21 protein-coding genes are annotated in these 22,228 nt (G+C 62.2%); 9 read left to right on the forward strand and 12 right to left on the reverse strand.

Translation table 11 applies throughout. The features are described 5' to 3' along the window. The first annotated feature begins 391 nt into the window (after window positions 1–391). A complete protein-coding gene (locus tag ACFCW2_RS05180) occupies window positions 392–1,030 on the forward strand; it encodes a Fic family protein (protein WP_379548562.1) in 639 nt (212 codons plus the stop codon). On the opposite strand, the gene ACFCW2_RS05185 is transcribed toward ACFCW2_RS05180, so the two are convergent. Both ACFCW2_RS05185 and ACFCW2_RS05190 read right to left on the reverse strand, forming a co-directional pair. Then, window positions 1,027–1,554, reverse strand: a complete 528-nt coding sequence (locus tag ACFCW2_RS05185; protein WP_379548563.1) for a hypothetical protein — start codon at window positions 1,552–1,554, stop codon at window positions 1,027–1,029. The two genes, ACFCW2_RS05180 and ACFCW2_RS05185, sit on opposite strands and share 4 nt — an antisense overlap. Before the next feature lie 94 nt (window positions 1,555–1,648). After that, window positions 1,649–2,956, reverse strand: a complete 1,308-nt coding sequence (locus ACFCW2_RS05190; RefSeq protein ID WP_379548564.1) for a hemolysin family protein — start codon at window positions 2,954–2,956, stop codon at window positions 1,649–1,651. Window positions 2,957–3,171: 215 nt separating this feature from the next. Between ACFCW2_RS05190 and ACFCW2_RS05195 the strand changes: the two genes are divergently transcribed. After that, entirely contained in the window at window positions 3,172–3,867 is a 696-nt protein-coding gene (locus ACFCW2_RS05195; protein WP_379548565.1) for an OmpA family protein, read from the forward strand. Between the two features lie 84 nt (window positions 3,868–3,951). Here ACFCW2_RS05195 and ACFCW2_RS05200 read toward each other — a convergent pair whose 3' ends face one another. Then, a complete protein-coding gene (locus ACFCW2_RS05200) occupies window positions 3,952–4,743 on the reverse strand; it encodes a 3'(2'),5'-bisphosphate nucleotidase CysQ (protein ID WP_379548566.1) in 792 nt (263 codons plus the stop codon). 116 nt (window positions 4,744–4,859) lie between these two features. On the opposite strand from ACFCW2_RS05200, the gene sucC reads away from it, so the two are divergent. From sucC to ACFCW2_RS05220, 4 genes are all read left to right on the forward strand, one after another. Next, entirely contained in the window at window positions 4,860–6,074 is a 1,215-nt protein-coding gene (sucC, locus tag ACFCW2_RS05205) for an ADP-forming succinate--CoA ligase subunit beta (RefSeq protein ID WP_379548567.1), read from the forward strand. A gap of 185 nt (window positions 6,075–6,259) precedes the next feature. Next, a complete protein-coding gene (locus tag ACFCW2_RS05210) occupies window positions 6,260–7,006 on the forward strand; it encodes an electron transfer flavoprotein subunit beta/FixA family protein (protein WP_379548568.1) in 747 nt (248 codons plus the stop codon). 38 nt (window positions 7,007–7,044) lie between these two features. Then, entirely contained in the window at window positions 7,045–7,974 is a 930-nt protein-coding gene (locus ACFCW2_RS05215; protein ID WP_379548569.1) for an electron transfer flavoprotein subunit alpha/FixB family protein, read from the forward strand. Between the two features lie 72 nt (window positions 7,975–8,046). Further along, a complete protein-coding gene (locus ACFCW2_RS05220; protein ID WP_379548570.1) occupies window positions 8,047–8,997 on the forward strand; it encodes an energy transducer TonB in 951 nt (316 codons plus the stop codon). A gap of 6 nt (window positions 8,998–9,003) precedes the next feature. Here the strand turns inward: ACFCW2_RS05220 and ACFCW2_RS05225 are convergent, their stop codons facing one another. The 7 genes from ACFCW2_RS05225 to ACFCW2_RS05255 all read right to left on the reverse strand — a co-directional run bounded on the left by ACFCW2_RS05225 (window position 9,004) and on the right by ACFCW2_RS05255 (window position 17,175). Further along, on the reverse strand, window positions 9,004–9,675 hold the full coding sequence (locus ACFCW2_RS05225; protein ID WP_379548571.1) for a hypothetical protein: 672 nt from the start codon (window positions 9,673–9,675) through the stop codon (window positions 9,004–9,006). Between the two features lie 69 nt (window positions 9,676–9,744). Continuing rightward, window positions 9,745–10,206: a flagellar biosynthesis repressor FlbT gene (locus ACFCW2_RS05230; protein ID WP_379548572.1), complete on the reverse strand. Its 462-nt coding sequence runs from the start codon at window positions 10,204–10,206 to the stop codon at window positions 9,745–9,747. Window positions 10,207–10,283: 77 nt separating this feature from the next. Beyond that, on the reverse strand, window positions 10,284–11,537 hold the full coding sequence (locus tag ACFCW2_RS05235; RefSeq protein WP_379548573.1) for a DUF445 domain-containing protein: 1,254 nt from the start codon (window positions 11,535–11,537) through the stop codon (window positions 10,284–10,286). A gap of 26 nt (window positions 11,538–11,563) precedes the next feature. Beyond that, entirely contained in the window at window positions 11,564–15,037 is a 3,474-nt protein-coding gene (locus ACFCW2_RS05240; protein WP_379548574.1) for an efflux RND transporter permease subunit, read from the reverse strand. A gap of 28 nt (window positions 15,038–15,065) precedes the next feature. Beyond that, window positions 15,066–16,268 (reverse strand): efflux RND transporter periplasmic adaptor subunit, encoded by a 1,203-nt coding sequence (locus ACFCW2_RS05245; RefSeq protein WP_379548575.1) that lies wholly within the window; start codon window positions 16,266–16,268, stop codon window positions 15,066–15,068. Between the two features lie 221 nt (window positions 16,269–16,489). After that, complete coding sequence (locus tag ACFCW2_RS05250; protein WP_379548576.1) at window positions 16,490–16,753, reverse strand: GlsB/YeaQ/YmgE family stress response membrane protein; 264 nt, start codon at window positions 16,751–16,753, stop codon at window positions 16,490–16,492. Between the two features lie 122 nt (window positions 16,754–16,875). Then, window positions 16,876–17,175, reverse strand: a complete 300-nt coding sequence (locus ACFCW2_RS05255; protein ID WP_379548577.1) for a DUF1153 domain-containing protein — start codon at window positions 17,173–17,175, stop codon at window positions 16,876–16,878. Window positions 17,176–17,707: 532 nt separating this feature from the next. Between ACFCW2_RS05255 and mnmA the strand changes: the two genes are divergently transcribed. Then, the gene (gene mnmA, locus ACFCW2_RS05260) at window positions 17,708–18,859 is read left to right on the forward strand and encodes a tRNA 2-thiouridine(34) synthase MnmA (protein WP_379548929.1); all 1,152 of its coding nucleotides are present in this window, start codon (window positions 17,708–17,710) and stop codon (window positions 18,857–18,859) included. Window positions 18,860–18,869: 10 nt separating this feature from the next. After that, complete coding sequence (locus tag ACFCW2_RS05265) at window positions 18,870–19,832, forward strand: hypothetical protein (protein WP_379548578.1); 963 nt, start codon at window positions 18,870–18,872, stop codon at window positions 19,830–19,832. 21 nt (window positions 19,833–19,853) lie between these two features. On the opposite strand, the gene ACFCW2_RS05270 is transcribed toward ACFCW2_RS05265, so the two are convergent. After that, complete coding sequence (locus ACFCW2_RS05270) at window positions 19,854–20,225, reverse strand: hypothetical protein (RefSeq protein ID WP_379548579.1); 372 nt, start codon at window positions 20,223–20,225, stop codon at window positions 19,854–19,856. Window positions 20,226–20,263: 38 nt separating this feature from the next. Here ACFCW2_RS05270 and ACFCW2_RS05275 point away from each other — a divergent pair, with 38 nt between their 5' ends. Continuing rightward, on the forward strand, window positions 20,264–21,418 hold the full coding sequence (locus tag ACFCW2_RS05275) for a serine hydrolase domain-containing protein (protein WP_379548580.1): 1,155 nt from the start codon (window positions 20,264–20,266) through the stop codon (window positions 21,416–21,418). On the opposite strand, the gene ACFCW2_RS05280 is transcribed toward ACFCW2_RS05275, so the two are convergent. Continuing rightward, the gene (locus tag ACFCW2_RS05280) at window positions 21,415–22,227 is read right to left on the reverse strand and encodes a PhzF family phenazine biosynthesis protein (RefSeq protein ID WP_379548930.1); all 813 of its coding nucleotides are present in this window, start codon (window positions 22,225–22,227) and stop codon (window positions 21,415–21,417) included. The genes ACFCW2_RS05275 and ACFCW2_RS05280 overlap by 4 nt on opposite strands. Window position 22,228 lies beyond the last annotated feature (1 nt).

The raw sequence follows: 22,228 nt of genomic DNA on the forward strand, positions 1-22,228 counted from the left end.
CAATTGGATAGTGTGGCCAATTAGACTCATTGCGGAAGCCGTCGAAGAAGAGCATATTTTGCATGAGTCAAAAGGCCAGCGCTCTTTAGCCTGAAAAAAGGTTTCCGCTTAGGGCGAATTGGCAATGGGTTATTCGTAGTTCGGTTCGCAAAGGAGAGGCAAATGCGCAAAACGACACAGGAGCTGATCGAACGAGCTCGTCGCCACAAAATGACCCCCGCTGAAAAACGCCGGCAAAGGATAAGCCTAGTCATGGGTATGCGCGGAAGATCTTCGACACTGACTCGCGAGAAAGTAACAACCATTCTCTCGGAAGTAGAAGGCTTGCCCAACGATTGATCTCGCCATATGCGCCAACATAACTCAAACAGAGCGAGTGATTGGGGCACACATGATTGAAGATAATTGGGACTTGATCACTGGCAACTCGGCGCACGAAATTGAGGTCCTAAATTATTCGAATCAGGTTAATGTGATCGAAGCGCTCTTGCATTTGATGATTCATCAGCAGGGCAACAATGCGCCAATCATGAAGCCGCCACCACGTGGTGCATTGAACGAGTTCCACAGAACTGCCACTCTGTTCCTACTGATGCGACCAGGCTCGTTCCGGCGAGAAGAGGTCGTGGTTTCAACAGCCGATGGAAAGGTAATTCACGAACCACCGCCACATTCTGAGGTTCAGGGGCACGTGGAAGGATTCCTCTCCACTTTGGATCGCGAATGGGACAAACTGAGTGCACAAGAAATTGCTGGCTACTGCTTATGGATTATCAACTGGATACATCCGTTCAAAAACGGGAATGGTAGAACTGCTCGAGCATTCAGTTATGCAGTTTTGTCTTTAAAACTTGGGTTTATATTACCAGGCGAGCGGACTGTAATCGATCTGATCATGGACAATCGGGATGACTATCAGAACGCCCTGAAAATTGCAGATAAGTCTCATGATCTTTCTGGGCAGGCTGATCTCGCACCCATGACCGACTTTATTGATCGATTGTTAGCGGAGCAGCTTTCTTCTCTCTAAGCCGCCTCAGCCTCGACATATTCGGGGAAGAAGCACGGCTGCGCATCGCTCCAGCCGGGCGCGGTGGCGGCGGCTTCGCTCAAGGATTGCAGCAGCATCCGGCGGCGTTCCGGAGCGATATGCGGCAGGGCTGCAGCGCCGACAAAGGCGCTAGGCAGCCAAGGACGTGCGGTTGCGCCCAACAGGCGCTCGTACAGAAAGCGGAAGGCGGAGAAGCCGTCGATGCGGTCCTGCGCCAGGTCGAAGGCGGCGACGCGGGTCAGCGTGCCTATAAAGCCGTCAATGCGGTCTTCCTCGCCTTGGGTTGGCTGGTCTTCGCGCAGGCGCTTCAATTCCTGATAGGCGACATATTGGCGGCGGATAGCGGCGTTCTCCGCCGCGTCGCGGGCCCACATCTTGAACGCGTCGCACCGCCCCAGCCCGACATCCAGACTGCGGCGGATATAGCGTTGCTCGGCCGCGGTGAAGCTGGCGAACTCGCGCATCTCGGCGATGGTCAGCGAAGCGTTCTGCGTATGGGCCATGGGCGTCCTGTCTCCTAATGTCGGAGACCTGTTTCGCCCAATATGGTTAACGCCCCGTAAGCGAGCGCCGGTTTTTCGCCCTCAATCAAGCCCCTCAATCAGCGGCGTCGGGCAGCTTCGTGACCAGCAACTTGTCGATCTTGCGGCCATCCATCGTGTGGATCCCGAACGACCAGCCCTGTTCGGTGAAGCTTTCGCCTTCCTGCGGCAGGTGCTTCAGCACGGCGAGCGCGAAACCGGCGGCGGTCGCGAATTCGCGCGTGTCGTCATATTCGATGCCGATCCGGTCGGACAAGGCATCGGCCGGCATCGCGCCCGACACTAGCAATGACCCGTCCGCCCGCTCGACGATTTCGGGAATATCGCCCTGGTCTACATCGCTGGCGAACTGGCCGACAATGGCGGTGAGCAGATCGACCGGCGTCACGATCCCGTCGAGATGGCCATATTCGTCATGCACCATCGCCATCGCGATATCGGCCTGTTGCAATACCCGCAGAGCATCGAGCGCGTCGAGCTGGTCCGGCACAATCTCCGGTTTGCGCGACAGGGCGGTAAGATCGACCGGCAGCGCCGCCAATTGCGCCGCGAGAACCTCGCGCACTTTCACGACACCCAGAACTTTGTCCGGGGAGCCCTGAGCGACCGGCAGGAGCGAATGCGGGCTGGCAGCAATCTTGGCCGATATGGCCGCTTCGTCATCGTCCAGATCGAGCCAGTCGAGCTCGGTGCGCGGGGTCATCATTTCGCGCACAGGGCGGTCCGCCAGGCGCACCACGCCGGTCAGGATGGCGCTTTGCTCTTCCTCCAACACGCCGGTTTTCGTGGCATCGGCGAACAGCATGTGGAGCTCTTCCGCCGTCACGCTCGCCTGCCCGCCGGGGCGTATCCCCATCAGGCGGATGATCAGTCCCGAGGACGTGTCCAGCACCCACACGATCGGCGCGGCAATCAGGGCGAGCCAGCGCATCGGGCGGGCCATCACCACCGCAATCGGCACGGCGGCCCGCAACGCAAGTTGCTTGGGCACCAATTCCCCGATCACGAGGCTAAAATAAGTCGTCAGCGCAATCACCAGAGCGAATCCGGCCTGCCCGGCATAGTCGGGCGGCAGCCCCAATCGCACCAGCCGCTCCCCGACCGGGCCGCCCAGGCTTGCCCCCGAATAGGCACCGGCAATAATCCCGACCAGCGTAATGCCAATCTGCACAGTCGAGAGAAATTTGCCCGGATTGGCGGCCAACGCCAGAGCCATGGCGGCACCGCCACTGCCCTTGTCCGCCTTGCCCCGCAGCGTCGTAACCTTGGCAGAAACTATCGCCAATTCCGACATGGCGAAGATGCCATTGATGAAGATCAGTCCTGCGATAATCAGCAGGTCGGGCCAGGGAAACGGTGTCACAGCGGGCCTGCGCTAGCACAATTGCTTCGCCGCGCCAGCCTGCTGAATGGATGTTACCTTCAGATACAGATCACCGAGAATGCATTCAGCGTGGGAACAGGAAGCACGGTCCAAAGTTGGTGGGGTGAACGGTGCGCGGATCAGCGGGCCGGATATCACCAGGGACGGCTGCCGTCCGCAGACCCCTGACCGGGTCCCATATTTGGGGAAGTATAATGAAAAAGAATCGCATTCTCGCAACCGCCCTCGCCGCAACGTCGGTCCTCGGCCTGTCCGCCTGCGTCACCGATCCGAACACCGGCGAGCAGAAAATCTCGCGCACCGCGATCGGCTCCATTCTCGGCGGTACGGCCGGCTATCTGCTGGGCGACGTGATCGGCGGCTCGACCGCGCGGATCATCGGCGCAGGCATCGGCGGCAGCGCCGGTGCCGTGATCGGCAAGCAGTTCGACGACCAGATCAAGGAACTGGACGAGATGACCGAAGGAACCGGCGTCGACGTGACCGAAATCGGTGACGGCGAAGCCATTCTGGTTAACCTGCCCGACGGTGTGACCTTCGCGGTCGATTCCTCGACCATCACGCCCGCATTCCAGGGCACGCTGGACGTGATCGCCAACAGCCTGATCAAATATCCCAACAGCCTGATCGATGTGTACGGCTTTACCGATTCGACAGGTTCGGATTCGTACAATCTCAGCCTGTCGCAGCGCCGGGCCATAGCGGTGGCCGATTATTTGGCCGCCCGCGGGGTGGCGCGTGCCCGCATGGCGACGCAGGGCTATGGCGAAGACCCGCGCTACTTCAAGGCGTCGAACGACACGCCCGAAGGCCGCGCACAGAACCGCCGGGTGGAAATCAAGATCACCCCGATCAGCGAGCAGGATGTGGCACAGGCACAGGGCGGCTAAGCCCCCTCAACCTCTCCAACAATCGGAAGGGCTCGCAGCGATGCGGGCCCTTTCGCGTTTCCGGAACAGTTTCAGCCAGCGCGATCAACCGCGCGGGCGCGCAGCGACCACTTTGGCCCGCTCTGCCAGATGCTCGGTCACAGCTCGATGTATGCCCGGCGCGCTCGCGACCAGTCCGAAACTGCGCGGATCGCGCTTGTTGTAGCCAAAGGGTTTGCCGAAAGCGTCGCTGACCGCTGCCCCGGCCTCGCGCGCAATCAGGGCGGCCGCCCCCAGATCCCATTCGAAACCCCAGCGCAGCGTGGCGATCAGGTCCGCCTCGTCGGCCGCCACCATGGCGACCCGCAGGGCGATGGAATTGGGCTTCTCGACCATGGTCATCAGCCGGTCTTCCTTCATCAGCGAATCAGCCGGAATGCGCGCGCCTGCCAGTGTCTCGCAGCGCGAGGCGACCAAAGTTTCTCCATTGCGCTGCGCGCCTCTGCCCGCGACCGCCAGCCATTCCTCCTCTCGCGCCGGAGCGCTGAGCATGCCGATCAGAGGCCGCCCTTCGCTGACCAGAGCAACCGAGACGGCCCATCCGCTGCGCCCGCGAATGAAATCGCGTGTGCCGTCAATCGGATCGACCAGCCAGATCAGGCGGTTCTCCATCCGCGCGGGCGAATCGACGGTTTCTTCCGACAGCCAGCCGGCAGACGGCAACAAAGCGCTGAGTTCCCGGCGGAGAAATTTGTCGACTGCCAGATCGGCCTCGCACACCGGATCGCCGGGCTTTTTCTCCCACGAATGCAGATCATGGCCACTGCCAGGCCAATGGGAATGGGCGATCTCGCCCGCCGCGCGGACGATCGCGGCAAAGCGGTCGTGGTCAATCATGTGCAGTCCCCCGCAATTGGACAGGCCGGAGACACTTTTCAAGCCGCCTCATCCATGCAAAGGCACGTCGCCAAACAGCCCATCTCCCCAGACGACCATTTTCACGAGGACCCTCCATGAACATCCACGAATATCAGGCCAAGGAACTGCTCTCCAAATACGGCATCGGCATCCCCGCCGGACATGCCGCTATGAGCGTGGAAGAAGCGGTCGAAGCCGCCAAGAAACTTCCCGGGCCGCTTTACGTGGTGAAGTCGCAAATCCACGCCGGCGGGCGCGGCAAGGGCAAGTTCAAGGAACTGGACGCCGATGCCAAGGGCGGCGTTCGTCTGGCCAAGAGCATCGAAGACGTCGAATCCGATGCCCGCGACATGCTCGGCAACACGCTGGTCACGATCCAGACCGGTGACGAAGGCAAGCAGGTCAACCGCCTGTATGTGACCGATGGCGTGGATATCGAGCAGGAATATTACCTCGCCATGCTGGTTGACCGGGCGAGCGGTCAGGTCGCCATGGTCGTCTCCACCGAAGGCGGCATGGATATCGAGGATGTGGCGCACAACACGCCCGAGAAAATCACCACGATCACCATCGACCCGGCACAGGGCTTCATGCCGCATCACGGCCGCGCGGCTGCCTTTGCGCTGAAGCTGGAAGGCGATCTCAACAAGGCGTGCCAGAAGCTTTGCGCGCAGCTTTATACCGCATTCACCGATCTCGATGCTGAAATGCTGGAGATCAATCCGCTGGTCGAGACGAAAGCCAATGAAAACGGGGATGCCCAGCTGCTGGTGCTCGACACCAAGATGAGCTTCGACGGCAATGCGCTCTATCGTCACAAGGATGTCGAAGCGATGCGCGACGAGACCGAGGAAGACCCGGCAGAAGTCGAAGCCAGCCAGTACGACCTCGCCTATATCAAGCTCGACGGCAATATTGGCTGCATGGTCAATGGCGCTGGCCTGGCCATGGCGACGATGGACATCATCAAGCTGAACGGCGCGTTCCCGGCCAACTTTCTCGATGTGGGCGGCGGCGCGACGACCGAGAAGGTCACGGCGGCATTCAAGATCATTCTGAAAGACCCGGCGGTCGAAGGCATTCTCGTCAACATCTTCGGCGGGATCATGCGCTGCGATACCATTGCCGAGGGTATCGTTGTGGCGGCCAAGGAAGTCGATCTGTCGGTTCCGCTGGTGGTCCGTCTGGAAGGCACCAATGTTGCCAAGGGCAAGGAGATCCTCGAGAATTCGGGCCTCCCCATCGTCAGCGCCGATGATCTGGGCGATGCCGCGAAGAAGATCGTCGCCGAGGTGAAGCAGGCGGCCTGATTCGCACATTCATCCCTTATCGTAGCGCGCGGGGGTCGACCTGCCGCTACGGAAAGGGGGCGGTCTTTGGGCTGCCCTTGACGTAAACGTAAATGGAACGCAAACACGCAGCGTTCATTGATTTATAAAGCGGTCCCGCCCTTTGACGCGTGCCCGATCAAGACATCCGCAAGGAAGGAAAACCCATGAAAATTCTCGTCCCCGTCAAACGGGTGATCGATTACAACGTGAAGCCCCGTGTGAAAGCGGACGGCTCCGGCGTCGATCTGGCCAATGTCAAAATGAGCATGAACCCGTTCGACGAAATCGCCGTGGAAGAGGCGATCCGTCTGAAAGAAGCGGGCAAGGCCGAAGAAATCATCGCCGTTTCGGTCGGCCCGGCCAAGGCGCAGGAAACGCTGCGCACCGCGCTCGCCATGGGCGCAGACCGTGCCATTCTGGTCGAGACCGATGAAGAAGTCGAGCCGCTCGCCGTCGCCAAGATCCTGAAGGCCATTGCCGACGAAGAAACGCCGGGCATCGTGATGCTGGGCAAGCAGTCCATTTCCGACGACAGCAACCAGACCGGCCAGATGCTCGCCGCCCTGATGGGCCGCCCGCAAGGCACCTTTGCCAACACGGTGGAGGTCGATGGCGACAGCGTTACCGTGAAGCGCGAAATCGACGGCGGTCTGCAGACGGTCAAGCTGACGATGCCCGCCATCGTCACCACCGATCTGCGCCTGAACGAGCCGCGCTATGCTTCGCTGCCGAACATCATGAAGGCCAAGAAAAAGCCGCTCGATAGCAAGACGCCCGCCGATTATGGCGTCGATATCGCGCCGCGCCTCAAGACGACCAATGTCTCCGAGCCGCCTGTGCGGCAGGCCGGCGAGAAGGTCGAAGACGTCGATGCTCTGGTCGCCAAGATCAAAGCCCTCGGCATCGCCTGAGCCTTACCAACGCAACTTTTTTCTAAAGGACCCATAGGATGAAAACTCTCGTTCTGGTCGAACATGACAACGCGTCGGTAAAGGACGCAACGCTGGCAGTGGTAACTGCTGCTTCCAAACTGGGTGAAGTGCATCTGCTCGTCGCTGGCTCCGGCTGCGCCGCGGTGGCTGACGAAGCCGCCAAGATTGCCGGTGTGGGCAAAGTGCATCTCGCCGATGACCCGGCTTACGAAAACCAGCTGGCCGAAAACGTCGCGCCGCTGGCCGCCGACCTCATGGGGCACCACGACGCGTTCCTCGCGCCGGCCACCACCAACGGCAAGAACATCGCCCCGCGCGTCGCCGCGCTGCTCGACGTGATGCAGATTTCGGACATCCTGTCGGTCGAAGGCGAGAAGACCTTTACCCGCCCGATCTACGCAGGCAACGCCATTGCGACGGTCGAAAGCACCGAGGACAAGCTGGTCATCACCGTTCGCGGCACCGCGTTCGACAAGGCCGCCACTGAAGGCGGTTCGGGCACGGTAGAATCCGTCTCCGGCCCCGGCGATGCGGGCACCTCCAGCTTCGTGGGTGAGGAAATCGCCGAGAGCGACCGCCCCGAACTGACCAGCGCCAAGGTCATCGTCTCCGGCGGCCGCGCGCTGAAGGATGGCGAGACTTTCGAGCAGATCATCACCCCGCTGGCCGACAAGCTGGGCGCAGGCATCGGCGCATCGCGCGCTGCCGTCGACGCGGGCTATGTGCCGAACGATTATCAGGTCGGCCAGACCGGCAAGATCGTCGCTCCCGAAGTGTACATCGCCATCGGCATTTCCGGCGCGATCCAGCATCTGGCGGGCATGAAGGATTCCAAGACGATCATCGCGATCAACAAGGATGAAGACGCACCAATCTTCCAGGTCGCCGATATCGGCCTAGTCGCCGATCTGTTCAATGCTGTGCCGGAACTGACCGGCAAGCTCTGAAACAGAGCGATCTCAGTAGTTTGAGATCAAAGACACAATTGTCCCCGGCATCGCGGCTTGTTAAGAAAAGCTATGATGTCGGGGATTTTTGTGTCGTCTTTTGCTTTTCTCGCGCGCCTGAGCGCCCTTGTTGCCGCCTTGGGACTCGCCGCGACCGGACTGAATGCCGCTTCTGACACAGAGGCGGTGGTTCTCGCCCAATTATCGCCGTGGAACCTCGACTATGGCGAGGACCGGTGCCGGTTGATCCGCTTTTTTGGCGAAGGCGATAACCGGGTCGTTCTGGTCATGGAGCAGTTCGGCCTGTCATCCCATTTCGAGCTGATCCTGGCAGGCAAACCGCTCCGGCGGTTCAGGCGTCACGACAACGTCTCCCTGCAAATGGGGCCGGGTTTCGAAGCCTTCGAGCGCAAGTTCCAGCGCGGCAATCTGGGCGAGATCGAACCGGCCTTGATCTTTGGCAGCATTTCCCCGGTCCATGGCGCACTGGAAGCAGACGACGATCCGGACACCGATGATATTCGTATGCTCGAAGACAGCTATCATCCTACCGGAACAAGCCTGAAAGACAATGGCGCGGCGATTCAATGGATCGTGGTCTCGGACGAGAATGAGACTGTCCGCCTGATGACCGGAGACATGGCAAAACCGTTTGCCGCGCTAACTCAATGCACGGACAATCTGATCCGCAGCTGGGACGTCGATCCGGAGGTGGCCGCATCGGTTGTGACCCCGCCCAAAATCCTCAACGTCATGGATGTCGCGCCCAAAATCCAGCGGAACTATCCCAAAAAGGCTATGTATCGTGGCCAGTCGGCCAACATTCAATTGCGGCTTATCATCGATGAGAGCGGCGCGATTGAGAATTGCACGCGGATTGACGTGACCGAAGCGGAGAATTTCACGAATATTGCGTGTAAGGTTTTCCTCGAGCATGCGAAATTCGAGCCTGCACGTGACGCTGCTGGAAATCCGGTGCGGACCTACAGCATGCAGCGCATCCGCTATGTTATGGGCGGGTAGTCTGGGTCACTGGCTCATCGCCGCCTTCGCGCAGTTTCTGAAGGTCCGGCGCACGATCTGCCGCCGTCTTTCGCGTTCTTTTGCCGGAAGTTCCTGACGGCTCTCCCGCTCGAACAGAGCCTCCAGCACGATCCCGCGTTCGTGTTCCGGGCTGTCGATCCGGTCCATCAGCCGGGTCAGAGCGCGCCGCGTGGTCATGTCCGACGCAGCCTGCTCCACCCGCTCAAGGCTCGCATCATCGACGATCTCATACACCGCCTGCCCTTCGCCCGTGGACAGGCCTTCCAGCGAAACGGTGTGCACACCGGCAGCCTTTGCGCTGTCGCGCTGGTCGAGGCGCACGCGATGCCGCAGCGATTGCAGTTCGCCGCGCATCGCCCATGTCACATGGGTGGAGAAACTGGCCTTGGCGCGGTCGTAGCTTTGCACCGCGCGGTGGATCGCGATGGCGCAGGCCTGCCGGGCATCATCCTCCATATCGCGCAGGCCATAGCGCGCGGTCAGATGCTGGATGCGCGGGGCGAGCAAGAGAAAGATGCGGCGATGCAGATGGTCGAGCCTATGGCGATCATGGCGGTGGGCGCGGGATGAACGGGTGCCGTCCGCCACCTGACGCCTCTCAATTGCCTGTGCTTCGAGAACCGCTTCTTCGAGCGCGTGCTGTGCGGCCTGCGGCATATCCCTCTCCCGTCACCAAGTGCTGACAAGGGATGGAGCGGGTGGCCCTGCAGTATGGCCAACGGAGCCCTAGGTATTGACGGCTAGGGGAATGGACTGCGGCATGGGTTTACGAAGCGGCAATTGCCGGTTCTCGCCGGTCTGCATCAGCCGAGCCAGCGCGCGCAGCGCGTCTAGCGCAGTCGGGATATCGCCTTGCCCTAGCGCCGCCACATAGCGCGAACAGTGGGCCTGCGCGGGTGTCGTGCGCATCATGGCGACCAGCGTATTGAGCGCCGCAATCATTTCGCTGCGCTGCGCCGCAAGAGCCTCCGGATGGCTTTCGAGGTGCACGGTTTCGCGGTACAATTCGCCGAGGGCACGGCATATCTCGGACGGATCGGCGCGGGCCACCGAACGCACGATGCTGGCCGAGGGGCTGAACCGCAGGCGGCAGGGCGAGCGCGCCTCTATCAGGGCGCCATTGACGAAAATCTGCTCGCCGGAGCGCAGGGAAAGGGTCTGATGCGTGGCGTGGGGTTTCTGTGCCATATCCCGTTGTAGAGGGATGGGCGGGTTTGCGGGCGCTATCGGTTCGGCAGGACTGTGCGAGGCCTGTACAGGACCGGTCAGATCAACACATCAAGCGTATGGATCGTCATCCCGACCAATCCGCCGACCAGAGTCCCGTTGATGCGGATGAATTGAAGGTCACGCCCCACCGCGCCCTCCACCCGGTCGGTGACGGTTGTCGCATCCCACCGCTTGACGGTTTCCGACACCAGTTGAACGATCTGCTGGCCATAGCGCGTGGCCACGCCCACTGCCGTGCGGCGGGCAAAGCGGTTGACCTGCATTTGCAGGCGCTTGTCCTGCTTCAGCGCATCGCCCAGCTCTTTCAGGCCCTTGCGCATCTCGCCGCCCAGAGCGCTATCGGGATCACGGGCGCGGCGGATCAGCGAGCGGCGGATCCGCTCCCAGACGCCCAGCCACCACTCAGCGACGGCCGGGTTCTCGAGCAGATCGCGCTTCATCTCTTCCACCCGTTCACGCGTGACCGGATCGTGCTGCAGATCCTGCCCCAGCTTCTCCATCCCTTCCTGGATTTTCTCGCGCAGGGGGTGGTCGGGATCGACCAGCACTTCGGCCAACAAGCGGTAAAGGCCATCCAGAACCGAAGCTGAAATCCGCTCGTCGAGGCCGGTCCAGCGCAGCACCGAATTGGCGCGCTGGCTGATGATATCGCGCACCGTTTCCTCATTGTCCTCCAGCGTCAGACCGGTCCAGCGGATCACCCCGTCCATCAGTGGCAGATGGCGATTATCGGCGATGGCGTTTTCGAGCATCCGCCCGAGCAGCGGAGCCACGTCGATCTTCGCCACCTGGGCCGCCAGCCCGCTGCGCACCTGTGTGCCCAGCCGGTTGGGATCGAGTGATTCGAGGATTTCGGCAAAAAGCTCCGCCGCACCGCCGGTAATGCGCGAGCGGGTGCCGCCTTCGGCATTGGCCTCCGGATCGACCAGAAATTCACCCGCAGCGCCCGCCACATTCATCCCCTGCATCCGCCGTGCGACAACGGCAGGCGTGAGGAAATTGGTCCGCAGGAAATCCGCCATCGTGTCGGCGATGCGGTCCTTGTTGTTGGGGATGATCGCGGTATGCGGGATCGGCAGGCCGAGCGGATGGCGGAACAGCGCCGTGACCGCGAACCAGTCCGCCAGTCCGCCGACCAGAGCAGCCTCGGCAAACGCATTCACGAAGCCCCAGGCCGGATGCAGATCGAGCACCTGCTTCGTCGCAAGGAAGATGCTGCCCATCAGCACCAGCATCGCCGTCGCGGTGATCCGCATGATGCGCGCGCGGTCAGGCGGGATGGGCGCCATACCGGGTGCTATCGCCAACCGCTTTTTCACTCCGCAGGCACGGGCCCCGGATGGTTCGGATCAGCCGTATCGGTCAGATTGTCGCCATCCTTATAGGTGAGGAACTTCGATTTCATCCACGGACCAAGGCGGCGCTCCAACCCGTCCGCCAGACTGAAACCGGCCGGAACGATCAACAGGGTCAGCACGGTCGAGAGGATCAGCCCGCCGATCACCACCACGCCCATCGGTTGACGCCACGCCCCGTCGCCGGAGAGCGAGATGGCCGTCGGCACCATGCCCGCCGTCATCGCCACTGTCGTCATGACGATAGGCTGCGCACGCTTGTGACCCGCATCGACAATGGCATCGAGCTTGCGCCGTCCGGTCGCCATTTCCTCGATGGCGAAGTCGATCAGCAGGATGGAGTTTTTGGAGACGATGCCCAGCAAGAGCAGGATGCCGATCAGCACCGGCATGGAGTTGGGCTGCCCGACCAGCCAGACAAGCAATATTCCGCCGAGCGGTGCCAGCGCAAGCGACCCCATATTGACCAGCGGGCTCATCAGGCGCTTGTAGAGCAGGACGAGGGTCGCAAAGACCAGCAGGATACCGGCAATGAGGGCGACGCTGAAATTGTTCATCAGCTCTACCTGCAGCTCATCCTCGCCCACTGCATCGCGGATCACGCCTTGGGGCAGCGCGGCCAAAGTGGGTAGCGCGTTGATTTGCTCCATCGCGTCACCCCGCAAAACACCGCTGGCCAGATCGGCGCCAATGAAGACGCGGCGGTTCTGGTTGTAGCGCTGGATGGTCGTCGGCCCTGCGCCGAACGAGATATCCGCCACACGTCCCAGCGGGACCGAGCCGCCATTGGCGGTCTGCACCGGCAAGTTGCGAATGGTGTCGAGGTCTTCGCGCGAATCTTCGGGAAGTTTCACACGGATCGGGATCTGGCGATCCGACAGCGAGAATTTCGCTGCATTCTGCTCGATTTCGCCGATCGTGGCGATGCGGATGGTCTGGCTGAGCGCAATCGTCGTGATTCCCAGATCGCTGGCAAGCTCTGGCCGGGGGCGGATAATGATTTCGGGACGCGGCACATCGGCGGTGATGCGCGGGGCATTGACCATGTCCAGACCCTTCATCTCCTCAACCAGCTTGGAAGCGGTGTCGCTCAGCAGGCGCGGGTCGGATCCAGCCAGCATGATGGTAATGTCGCGGCCGCTGCCCGGTCCGCCTGGGCCGCCCTGCGACTGAAAACGCACGCGTGCATCGGCAATCTTCGCGAGCTCAGGCGCAAGCTCCCGCTCGAACACGAACGACTTGCGCTCGCGGTCTTCCTTCAGCGTGATAAAGATCGTCGCATTGCCTTCGCGCACGCGCTCCAAAGCGCGTTCCACTTCGGGCTGTTCGTAAAGCAGCGCGGCCACCCGGTCGGAGACGCGCTCGGTCGATTCGAGCGTCGTGCCGGGGACCATCTCGATTTCCACCCGACTGTTGTCGTTATCGGTCTCCGGCTGGAACTGGAACGGCAGGTTCGCAAACAGCAGGACAGTCAGCAGGAACGAGAAATAGCCGACCGTCAGCACCCAGATGCGATGGTCGTAGAACCGCGCTTCGAGCCAGATCCACGAATTGCGGATGCTGCCACCCATGATCCGGGGCAGGACGCCCAGAAGGCGCAGAAGGAGGAGTCCGACCAGGAAACCGAGCAGCGAAACGAAGCCCAGCAACAGCACATCGAAGACGCGCTTTACGCCAAAGCCGATTCCGTCCTCGGTATTCTCGAAGAGGGCTCCAGCGAGCGTGCCGGGGATGTCGAGCTCCGCGAGCGCGTTCCACGACATGAAGACCGCCGCACCGGGGATCACCAGCATGGCGATGAACAGGAGGAAGGCAGTGATCGTGTAGAGCCAGCGATGCTTCGGGCCGGGCAGACCGGCCCGCATCGCGTGCATCTTGCCGCGGTCGAGCGACCAGCGCAGCACCCGCATATAGCGGTCCATCCACTTTCCTTCGCCGTGCGCGCCATGGCCCTTCGACTGAAGAAAATACGCCGCCATCATCGGAGTAATCATCCGGGCAACCGCCAGCGACATCAGCACGGCGGCCACAATGGTCAGACCGAAATTCTGGAAAAACTGGCCGGTGATGCCGGGCATGAGGCCGACCGGCAGGAACACGGCAACGATACACATCGAGGTGGCAACAACGGCCAGCCCGATCTCGTCCGCCGCGTCGATACTCGCCTGATAGGCGGTTTTGCCCATCCTCATATGGCGCACGATGTTCTCGATCTCCACGATCGCGTCATCGACCAGCACGCCTGCGACCAAGCCGAGCGCGAGGAGCGACATCTGGTTCAGGTTGAAGCCGAGCAAATCCATGAACCAGAAGGTCGGGATGGCCGATAGCGGGATCGCGACGGCGGAAATGATCGTCGCGCGCCAGTCGCGCAGGAAGAAGAACACCACAACCACGGCGAGGATCGCGCCCTCGATCATCGCGGCAATAGAGCTTTCATACTGGTCTTCGGTGTACTTCACCGTGTTGAACAGCGGGATGAAGGTGACGCCGGGGTTTTCCGCCTCGATCTCGGCGATGACCTCTTTCGCTTTCTCGTAAACGGTAACATCGCTCGCGCCCTTTGCGCGGCTCATGGCGAAGTTCACGACTTCCTTGTCGCGCACCTTGCTGATCGACGTCCGCTCGCTGAAACCGTCGCGCACCGTTGCGACTTCCGCCAGCTTGATCGTCTGCCCCCCGGCCACACGAATCTGGCGCTGCGACAGCTCGTAAGCGCTCTCGTTATTACCGAGCACGCGGACCGACTGACGGGTGCCGCCCACTTCCGCCACGCCGCCGCCTGCGTCGATATTGTCGAGCCGGAGCAACTGGTTGATCTGGCTGGCCGTGACGCCCAGCGATTGCATTTTGGCCGGGTCGAGAATGACCTCGATTTCGCGGTCGACCCCTGCGAAGCGATTGGCCTCGGCCATGCCCTCGATAGAGAGGAGGCGCTTGGCAACCGTATCATCGATGAACCAGCTGAGCTGCTCGATCGTCATGTCGTCGGCTTCGACCGCGTAAATGCCAAGGAAGCCGCCAGCGACGTCGACCTTGTTGATGCGCGGCTCGAGAATACCATCGGGCAAGCTGCCACGGGTGGCGTCGATGGCGTTCTTCACCTCGGACACCGCATCGTTGACGTCGGTACCGATCTCGAATTCGACGAATGTGTTCGAAGACCCTTCGCGCGCGGTCGAGGAGATGTTGCGCACGCCGCTAATCGAGCGGACCGAGGATTCGACCCGCTGGGTGATCTGGTTCTCGATTTCGGTCGGGGCGGCGCCCGGCTGCGAGATGCTGACATTGACGCCGGGGAACTCGATATCCGGATTGTTGACCACGTCCATCCGGGCGAAGCTGAGCATCCCTGCCAGCAGCAGGGCGGTAAACAGGACGAGCGGAATGACCGGGTTGCGGATCGACCAGGCCGAGATGTTCCTCAGGTTCATGAGATCGCTCTTTCCCGCTTTCGCGCGCTTATTGCTCGACCAGTTGCGGTGATATGGATTCGCCTTCGGTCAGGAAGCCGCCCGCCCTCAGCACCACCTGCTCTGTTCCATCAAGGCCATCGACAATGGCAATACCGTCATTGGTCACCATGCCGGTGGTCACAGCCCGGCGCGTAGCCTTTTTCTCCGGCCCGACAATATAGACGAAACTTCCGTCTTCATCGGACTGGACAGCGGATTCCGGCAGCATCGGCGCGACAATCGTGCCGCTCTTGATCGAAGCGGTTGCAAAGCCCCCCGGGCGCAATTCTGCCGCATAGGGCAAGGCAATGCGCGCAGTCCCCTGACGGTTCTGCTGATCGATGGTCGGGGCGAGTTGCCAGATCTGGCCATTGAACTGCTTGTCGGTACCGGCCGGAACGACGCTCGCCTGCACGCCGGTAGACAACCGGGCCAAATCGCTTTCGCCAACGCGGGCCAGCAATTCCATTTCCCCGCCGCGTGCGATCCGGAACAGCGGAGGCGAGCCTGCGCTGACCGTCTGGCCGGGCTCGACATTGCGCTCCAGCACCAGACCGGACACCGGGGCCACAATGTTCAGCCGGGCGTTGCGGGCCTGCAGCTCGGCCAGCTGCGCCTGCGCGACGCCCACGCGTGCCCGCGCGGAATCGCGCGTTGCAGTAAGGCGGTCGACATCGGCTTTCGAGATAAAGCCCCGCTCGACCAGTTGCAGCGCGCGGTCGAGATTGCTCTGCGCCAATTGCGCATCGGACCGGGCGACTTCGATCTGCGCAGCCTGCGCGCGCGCCTGCTGGTTCTGCACCGAGCGATCGATCGACACGAGGACTTGCCCGGCATTGACCCACTGGCCCTGATCGACCGACACGGCAACCACACGGCCACCTTCGCCCACGACACCCACCGGCACATCGCGCCGCGCGGCCAGTGTGCCCGTCGCAGAAATCGTCCCTTCAATGGTGGCCTGTCCCGGTGCGATCACCGAAATGCTGGGCGCCTGATCATCGCGGTCCGCCGCCGGGGTTGCCGCACCGTCGCCAGCCGTCACGAAATAATATGCCGCTGCGATGATGCCTGCCAGAATGATAGCAATGCCGAGCCAGATCCACAGCGAGCGGGATTTCTTCGTCACAGGCTCCCCATCCAGACCAATGGGTACGCCATCGATGCGGGGCGCATCCTCATTGCGGATCGTTGTCGACTGATAGTTCATAATTCGCCTGCAAATGCTTCCGCGAGTGTATTAGACAGGTATATCACCTTGCGCAATCCCCATAACGTGGGCCCGCGCGCCTTGGCAATCAGGCCCTCTACCAACCGCGCAATCGAGGGGACGGACAGCACAAAGAGCGCAATGACCCGGGGGTCAGCGCTCAACAAAAAAGGGCTGCCCCGCAGGACAGCCCCTTCGTTTTCCGCAAAGCGGCTGGTGCGTTAGCGCACGCGGCCACGCTGAACGAGATTGATGATGCCGAGCAGGACCACAGCACCGACCACGGCAATGATCAGACCGGTCAGACTGAATTCCTGAATCGACCCGCCAATGCCGACGAACCCGGCAATCACGTTGCCGATGACCGAGCCGATAATGCCTACGACGATGTTGAGGAAGATGCCCATAGAGGCATCGCGGTTCATGACCATGCTGGCCAGCCAGCCAGCAATGCCTCCGACAATAATTGCGATAATCCAACCCATAATAAAACTCCTGTTGCGTTTATGCTCGGTATTCAAACGTACCGATGCGCTACCCGTTCCGGACAAATCGTGTGCCGGAATGCGGGAGGCTTACAGGATTAGGTCGGGATTTGCCTAGCGCGTTAGTATTTCAGCTGGCGCTCGTAGAGGTCGCGGTAATGCTGGATGCGCGTCACCCGCAGACCCTGCATGCCCGAGCGGTCGACCGATCGCTGCCAAGAGGCAAATTCTTCCAGCGTCAGATTGTAGCGTTCCAGCACTTCATCCAGCGTCAGCAGCCCGCCATTAACGGCGGCCACCACTTCGGCCTTGCGCCGGACGACCCAGCGTTTTGTCTTGGGGGACGGCAGATCATCCAGGGTGAGCGCTTCACCCAAGGGGCCGATGACCTCTGCCGGCCTGATTTTCTGGTTCTCGATCATGGTGCCTCTCGGTCGACATGCGCCGCGTCGCTTACGGCGTCGGCACACATTGCCGCGGTTGATTTGCTGCCCGATAAACCAACGAGGTTAATTGGGCGTTCATTCGTCGAATTCTGATCGCTGGCCGTGCCGGGTTTTCCCGTACCTGCGGTAAGGAAGCTTCCGCCAGTGCGGGGGCGCACCGGCTTGGCGGAGCGATTCAGTACAGCACGCACATCCCGCGCAGCAGCCAGCCGCGCGGTCAATTCAGGCCATGCAAAGGCGCGCAATTGCGCCGTTTCGCCAGCTCTTCCGGCGGTGCCGGTAGTGTCTGTAAGGGGTGTCGTGCTTTCGAACATGACACTGCCAATAGGGCCTGGTGGTCAACATCAGGTAAAGCGAGGCTTTACTGCTGGTTAGGATTACCGGATCAGCGCCGCGGCACGGCCCGCCGCGCCTGTACAGGGCGCACATGACCGGCCTGGACAGGGCGTCTGACCGCCTGCTGCGACAGGCTTTGCGCAATGGTCCCGGCGCGCCTATATGCCAGCGCATGCTGAATGCGACGACCCTTCCTGCAGCCGAAGCTGCCGATCTCTTCGACCTGCCCGGCCCTATGGCGGAGCGGCGCATCGTGGTCGCCATGTCGGGCGGTGTGGATTCGTCCGTCGTTGCAGCACTGGCCGCGCAAAGCGGTGCGGAAGTGATCGGCATCACGCTCCAGCTGTATGACTACGGCGCGGCGACCGGGCGCAAGGGCGCGTGCTGCGCGGGCGACGATATTGCCGATGCGCGGGCCGTCGCCGACCGGCTGGGCATCGCGCATTATGTGTTCGATCACGAAAGCGCGTTTCGCGAGGACGTGGTCGAGCAGTTTGCCGATGATTACCTCGCCGGAAAGACACCCGTCCCCTGCATTCGCTGCAATATGGGGCCGAAATTCACCGACCTGCTGCGCATGGCGCGCGAGCTGGGCGCGGATTGCCTTGCCACCGGCCATTATGTCCGGCGCGAAACGGGCGCCGGCGGCAGCGAGTTGCACCGCGCCGTCGATCCGGCCCGCGACCAGTCCTACTTCCTCTATGCGACCACGCAGGAACAGCTCGATTTTCTGCGCTTTCCGCTGGGCGGCCTGCCCAAGTCGCAAGTCCGCGAACTGGCCGAAGGCGCGCAGCTGCGCAATGCGGCCAAGCCCGACAGTCAGGATATCTGCTTCGTGCCCGACGGTAATTACGCAAAAATCGTCAAGGCGATGCGCCCCGAAGGCGGACGCAAGGGCGCGATCGTCCATGCCGCCACGGGCGAGACGTTGGGCGAGCACCCGGGCGTGGTGCACTACACGGTCGGCCAGCGACGCGGGCTGGATATCGGCGGGCAGCCGGAGCCGCTTTACGTCGTAGGGATCGATGCGGAGACTGCGCAGGTGCGCGTTGGCCCGAAGCGGATGCTGGCGGTGTCCGAAGCGGTGCTGATCGAAACCAACCGCATCGGCCCCCTGCCCGATAGCCCGCTGACGGCCAAGGTGCGCTCGCTTTCGAAGCCGGTGCCGGTCACGCTGGACGGGCCACTGGGCGATGGCGCAACTGCAACCATCCGCTTCGAGACACCGGAGCTTGGCGTCGCGCCGGGACAGGCGGCGGTGATCTATGCCGGGCAGCGCGTCATCGGCGGAGGCTGGATCGACCGGACGAGCGGCCCAGAGTGATGGGGCCTGAATGAAGCCGCCGCACAACCGCAATGGGCGGATCAGCCCCTGGGCCTTGGGCTTGCTATTGGCGGTCACGCTGGCGCCGATTGCCTTGTATTTGCTGCCCGATCTGAACCGCATTGCCGAGCCGCAGTCGCGCCCGCCGACCTTCGGGATCACGCTGCTCGATATAGACAGAAGTGTCACCGAAAGCCCACCGACACTGGGGATGGAGCTGAGCGCGGAGTCGTTCGGCACCGTAACCCGCGCTCCGGCCGTCCGCGCTCCCATGGTCGATCCGCGCGTCGGGCGCGGAACAAGCGGTCTTGCGGTGGAGCCCGGCGTCGCCCGGTTTGTCCGGACATGGCCTTCCGCATTTCTGGTGGATGAGGGCATTCGCCCGGAAGTTTCGACCCTTGCCCTGCGCCCGGAGGATTTTCCCGGCGGCGGGCGGCTGGTGCTGCGCGATGGATGTTTGCGCATCGTTAAGCAGGGGTGGGAAGAAGAGCGTCTGGCAGTCCCCTTCCAACACCTTGATATGTTTCGCGATCCCGAGGGATATCTGGCCGTCGGCGAATCCGGCGGGGCGGAGGAATACCGCCTGAGGATCGGCGAGACGGGCGGCCACATCATGGCGAGCCCGGTGGAAGACGAGTATCTGGAAGGCATTGCCGAACTACGGCAGCACTGCGGCGACGCGCCTGTTGCTCTGCTCTATCAGGTGAAAAGGCTGCCCGATTGCTCGGCGGAATTTTTGCGCACGAGCGAAGCGGAAGGCGTCAAATACAGAGCGGCTTTCGAGGCGCAGAAAGAGGAGTCGCTGGCGTGTCAGCGCGGTAACGAAGAGCGCGCGGCGAAAGAACAGCAGGCTGGAGGGCCACGCACCCCGCCGGTGCCGTGCCCACCTTTCCTTAGCCCGCCCCCGCCTCCGGAAGCGGTGGGTGGAGACATCTGCCGCCATCCCGATACGCCGGTTCCGGAAGGCCCGTGACGCACCTTCGGTGAGGCTCTGCTATCCCTCCCACCGGTCGAGCACGCAGCCATAGCCATCGCGCAGGCGGGCGGTATCGCTGGTGATCAGCGGGAATGTCGCAGTCACGCTGCGCGCTTCCTCATCCTCGCTCAGCATGACCAGCTCCATGCCGGTGAGCAGGTCCTTCTCGCAATCGGCCAGATCCCGGCCCGCAACGAAGCGGCACGAGCAGGCGACTCGCGCCGAGTAGGCCGTCCCGGCACTGGCATAACCGGTGATCGGCGTGCGGAAGGCTATGAAAACTCCGCCCAAAATCAGAGCGAGCACCAGCAAGACCCACGGCCAGCGCCGCGCCTTGCGGGCTGAACCTGCGGCAGAAGGATTGCGTGGGCGGGAGGCGGGTTTTGCCATTGCGGGGTCTGGTCCATCATGCGAATGCGCTGCGCATCATGCCGACACGCCGCTGCCCCCCTATCGCCTTGCGAACCGCGTTGCCAACCGCCTTTATCGGGGCCGCGTCGCTGCTGCTGAACGCCTGCGATAGCGATCCCGCAGAACCGCCGCCGCTGAGCGAAGATGCCTTGGCCGCGATTGCCGCCGATCCGGGCGCGCCGAATGATCAGCTTGCGCGCCAGCTGGACGAGCTGTTCACGAATGACGCGGTGGGCGAGACACGGGCTGCTGTTGTCATGCATGGCGGGCAGATTGCGGCCGAACGTTATGCCGATGGATACACAGCCGACACGCGCTTTGTCAGCTGGTCGATGGCCAAGACGGTCACCGCCGTGATGATCGGGATGCTGGTGGCCGACGGCAAGCTCTCGCTGGATGAAACCCCGCCGATCCCGCGCTGGCGGCGGCCCGGTGATCCGCGCGGCGAGATTACCCTGCGCCAATTGCTCCAGATGCGGGCCGGTCTGCGGCACACGGAAGCAGGCAATCCGCCCTACGAATCCTCCGAAGTGCGGATGCTGTTTCTCGATGGCCGCGACAATATGGCCGATTACGCAACGTCGCAGCCGCTGGAGGCAGAGCCGGGGCGCGAGTTCGAATATTCCAGCAACACCACGGTCATTCTCGCCGATATCGCCGCGCGCGTGCTCACCGATGGCAGCGACGATCCCGAAACCCGCCGCAAAGCTGTCGCAGAGTTTCTCGAAGCCCGGATGTTCGGGCCGCTCGGCATGGAATCGATGGTGCCCGAATTCGATGCCGCGGGCACGTTGGTGGGCGGTAGTCTGATCCACGGCACAGCACGCGATTGGGGGCGCTTCGGGGATTTCCTACGCAATGAAGGGTCCTATCGCGGATCGCAACTGGTGCCGCGCAGCTGGATCGCCTTCATGACCGAGCCCAGCCCGGCATCGGGATTCTACGGCGGGCAGACTTGGCTCAACCGCGAATCCGGCATCGACCGGGACGACACGCTGGTGGATAGGGGGCCGGAGACCCTGTTCGCAGCCGTCGGGCATATGGGGCAATATGTGTTGGTATCGCCCAGTCAGAAACTCACTCTGGTCCGGCTGGGCCATTCGGATCAGGAAGAACGCAAGGCGCTGATCGCCGAGATGCTCGACGTGGTGGAGCTCTATCCAGAAACTTAAACGGTCACCTGAAATTTGCCCTCGACCACGGTCACGCATTCTCCGCCGAGCCACACCCGGTCGCCCGCATCGCTACGTTCCAACCGGCAGACCAGATCGCCGCCCCGCTGTGATGCCTGATGCGCGGTGAAGCTGTCACGGCCCAGCCGGTCCGCCCAGAACGGGGTGAGCGCCGCATGCGCAGAGCCGGTAACGCTGTCCTCGTCCACGCCCGCTCCGGGCACGAATACCCGGCTGACAATGTCGGTATTGTCTCCAGGCGCGGTGCAGGCGAACTGCTCCACTCCAAACTCGCCCAAAGCCCTGAGGTCCGGGTCGAGCGCGCGGACCTGCGCTTCATCTTCGAACAGGAAGATATTGTAGAGCGTGTCGTTGCGGTGGACGAGCTGCGGCTCGGCCCCAAGCAGCGCGACCGCTTCGGGATAGGCCTGCGGCTGAGTGGCGATGGCGGGCAGGCCGACTTCGTAGCCCTCACCCGTGCGCGCGACTTCCAGAATGCCGCTCTTCCGCGTGCGAAACCGCACACGGTCCCCGCCATCGCGGGTCAGCAGCACATGGCCGCTGGCCAGCGTCGCGTGGCCACATAGGGCGATCTCGTAGGTCGGCGTAGTCCAGCGCAGCTCCCAGTCGGCCTCGCCGCTCTCGTCCTTCACCACAAAGGCCGTTTCGGCGAACATGTTCTCGCCCCCGATGGCAATCAGCACATCGTCCGGCAGCCATTCATCCAGCACCATGACGGCGGCCTGATTGCCGGAGAAACTGCGCCCCGCGAATGCGTCGACATGCCAATAGGGGTGGCTGCTGGAAATG

It is taken from the genome of Qipengyuania algicola, assembly GCF_042492175.1.
GTDB lineage: Bacteria > Pseudomonadota > Alphaproteobacteria > Sphingomonadales > Sphingomonadaceae > CAJXSN01.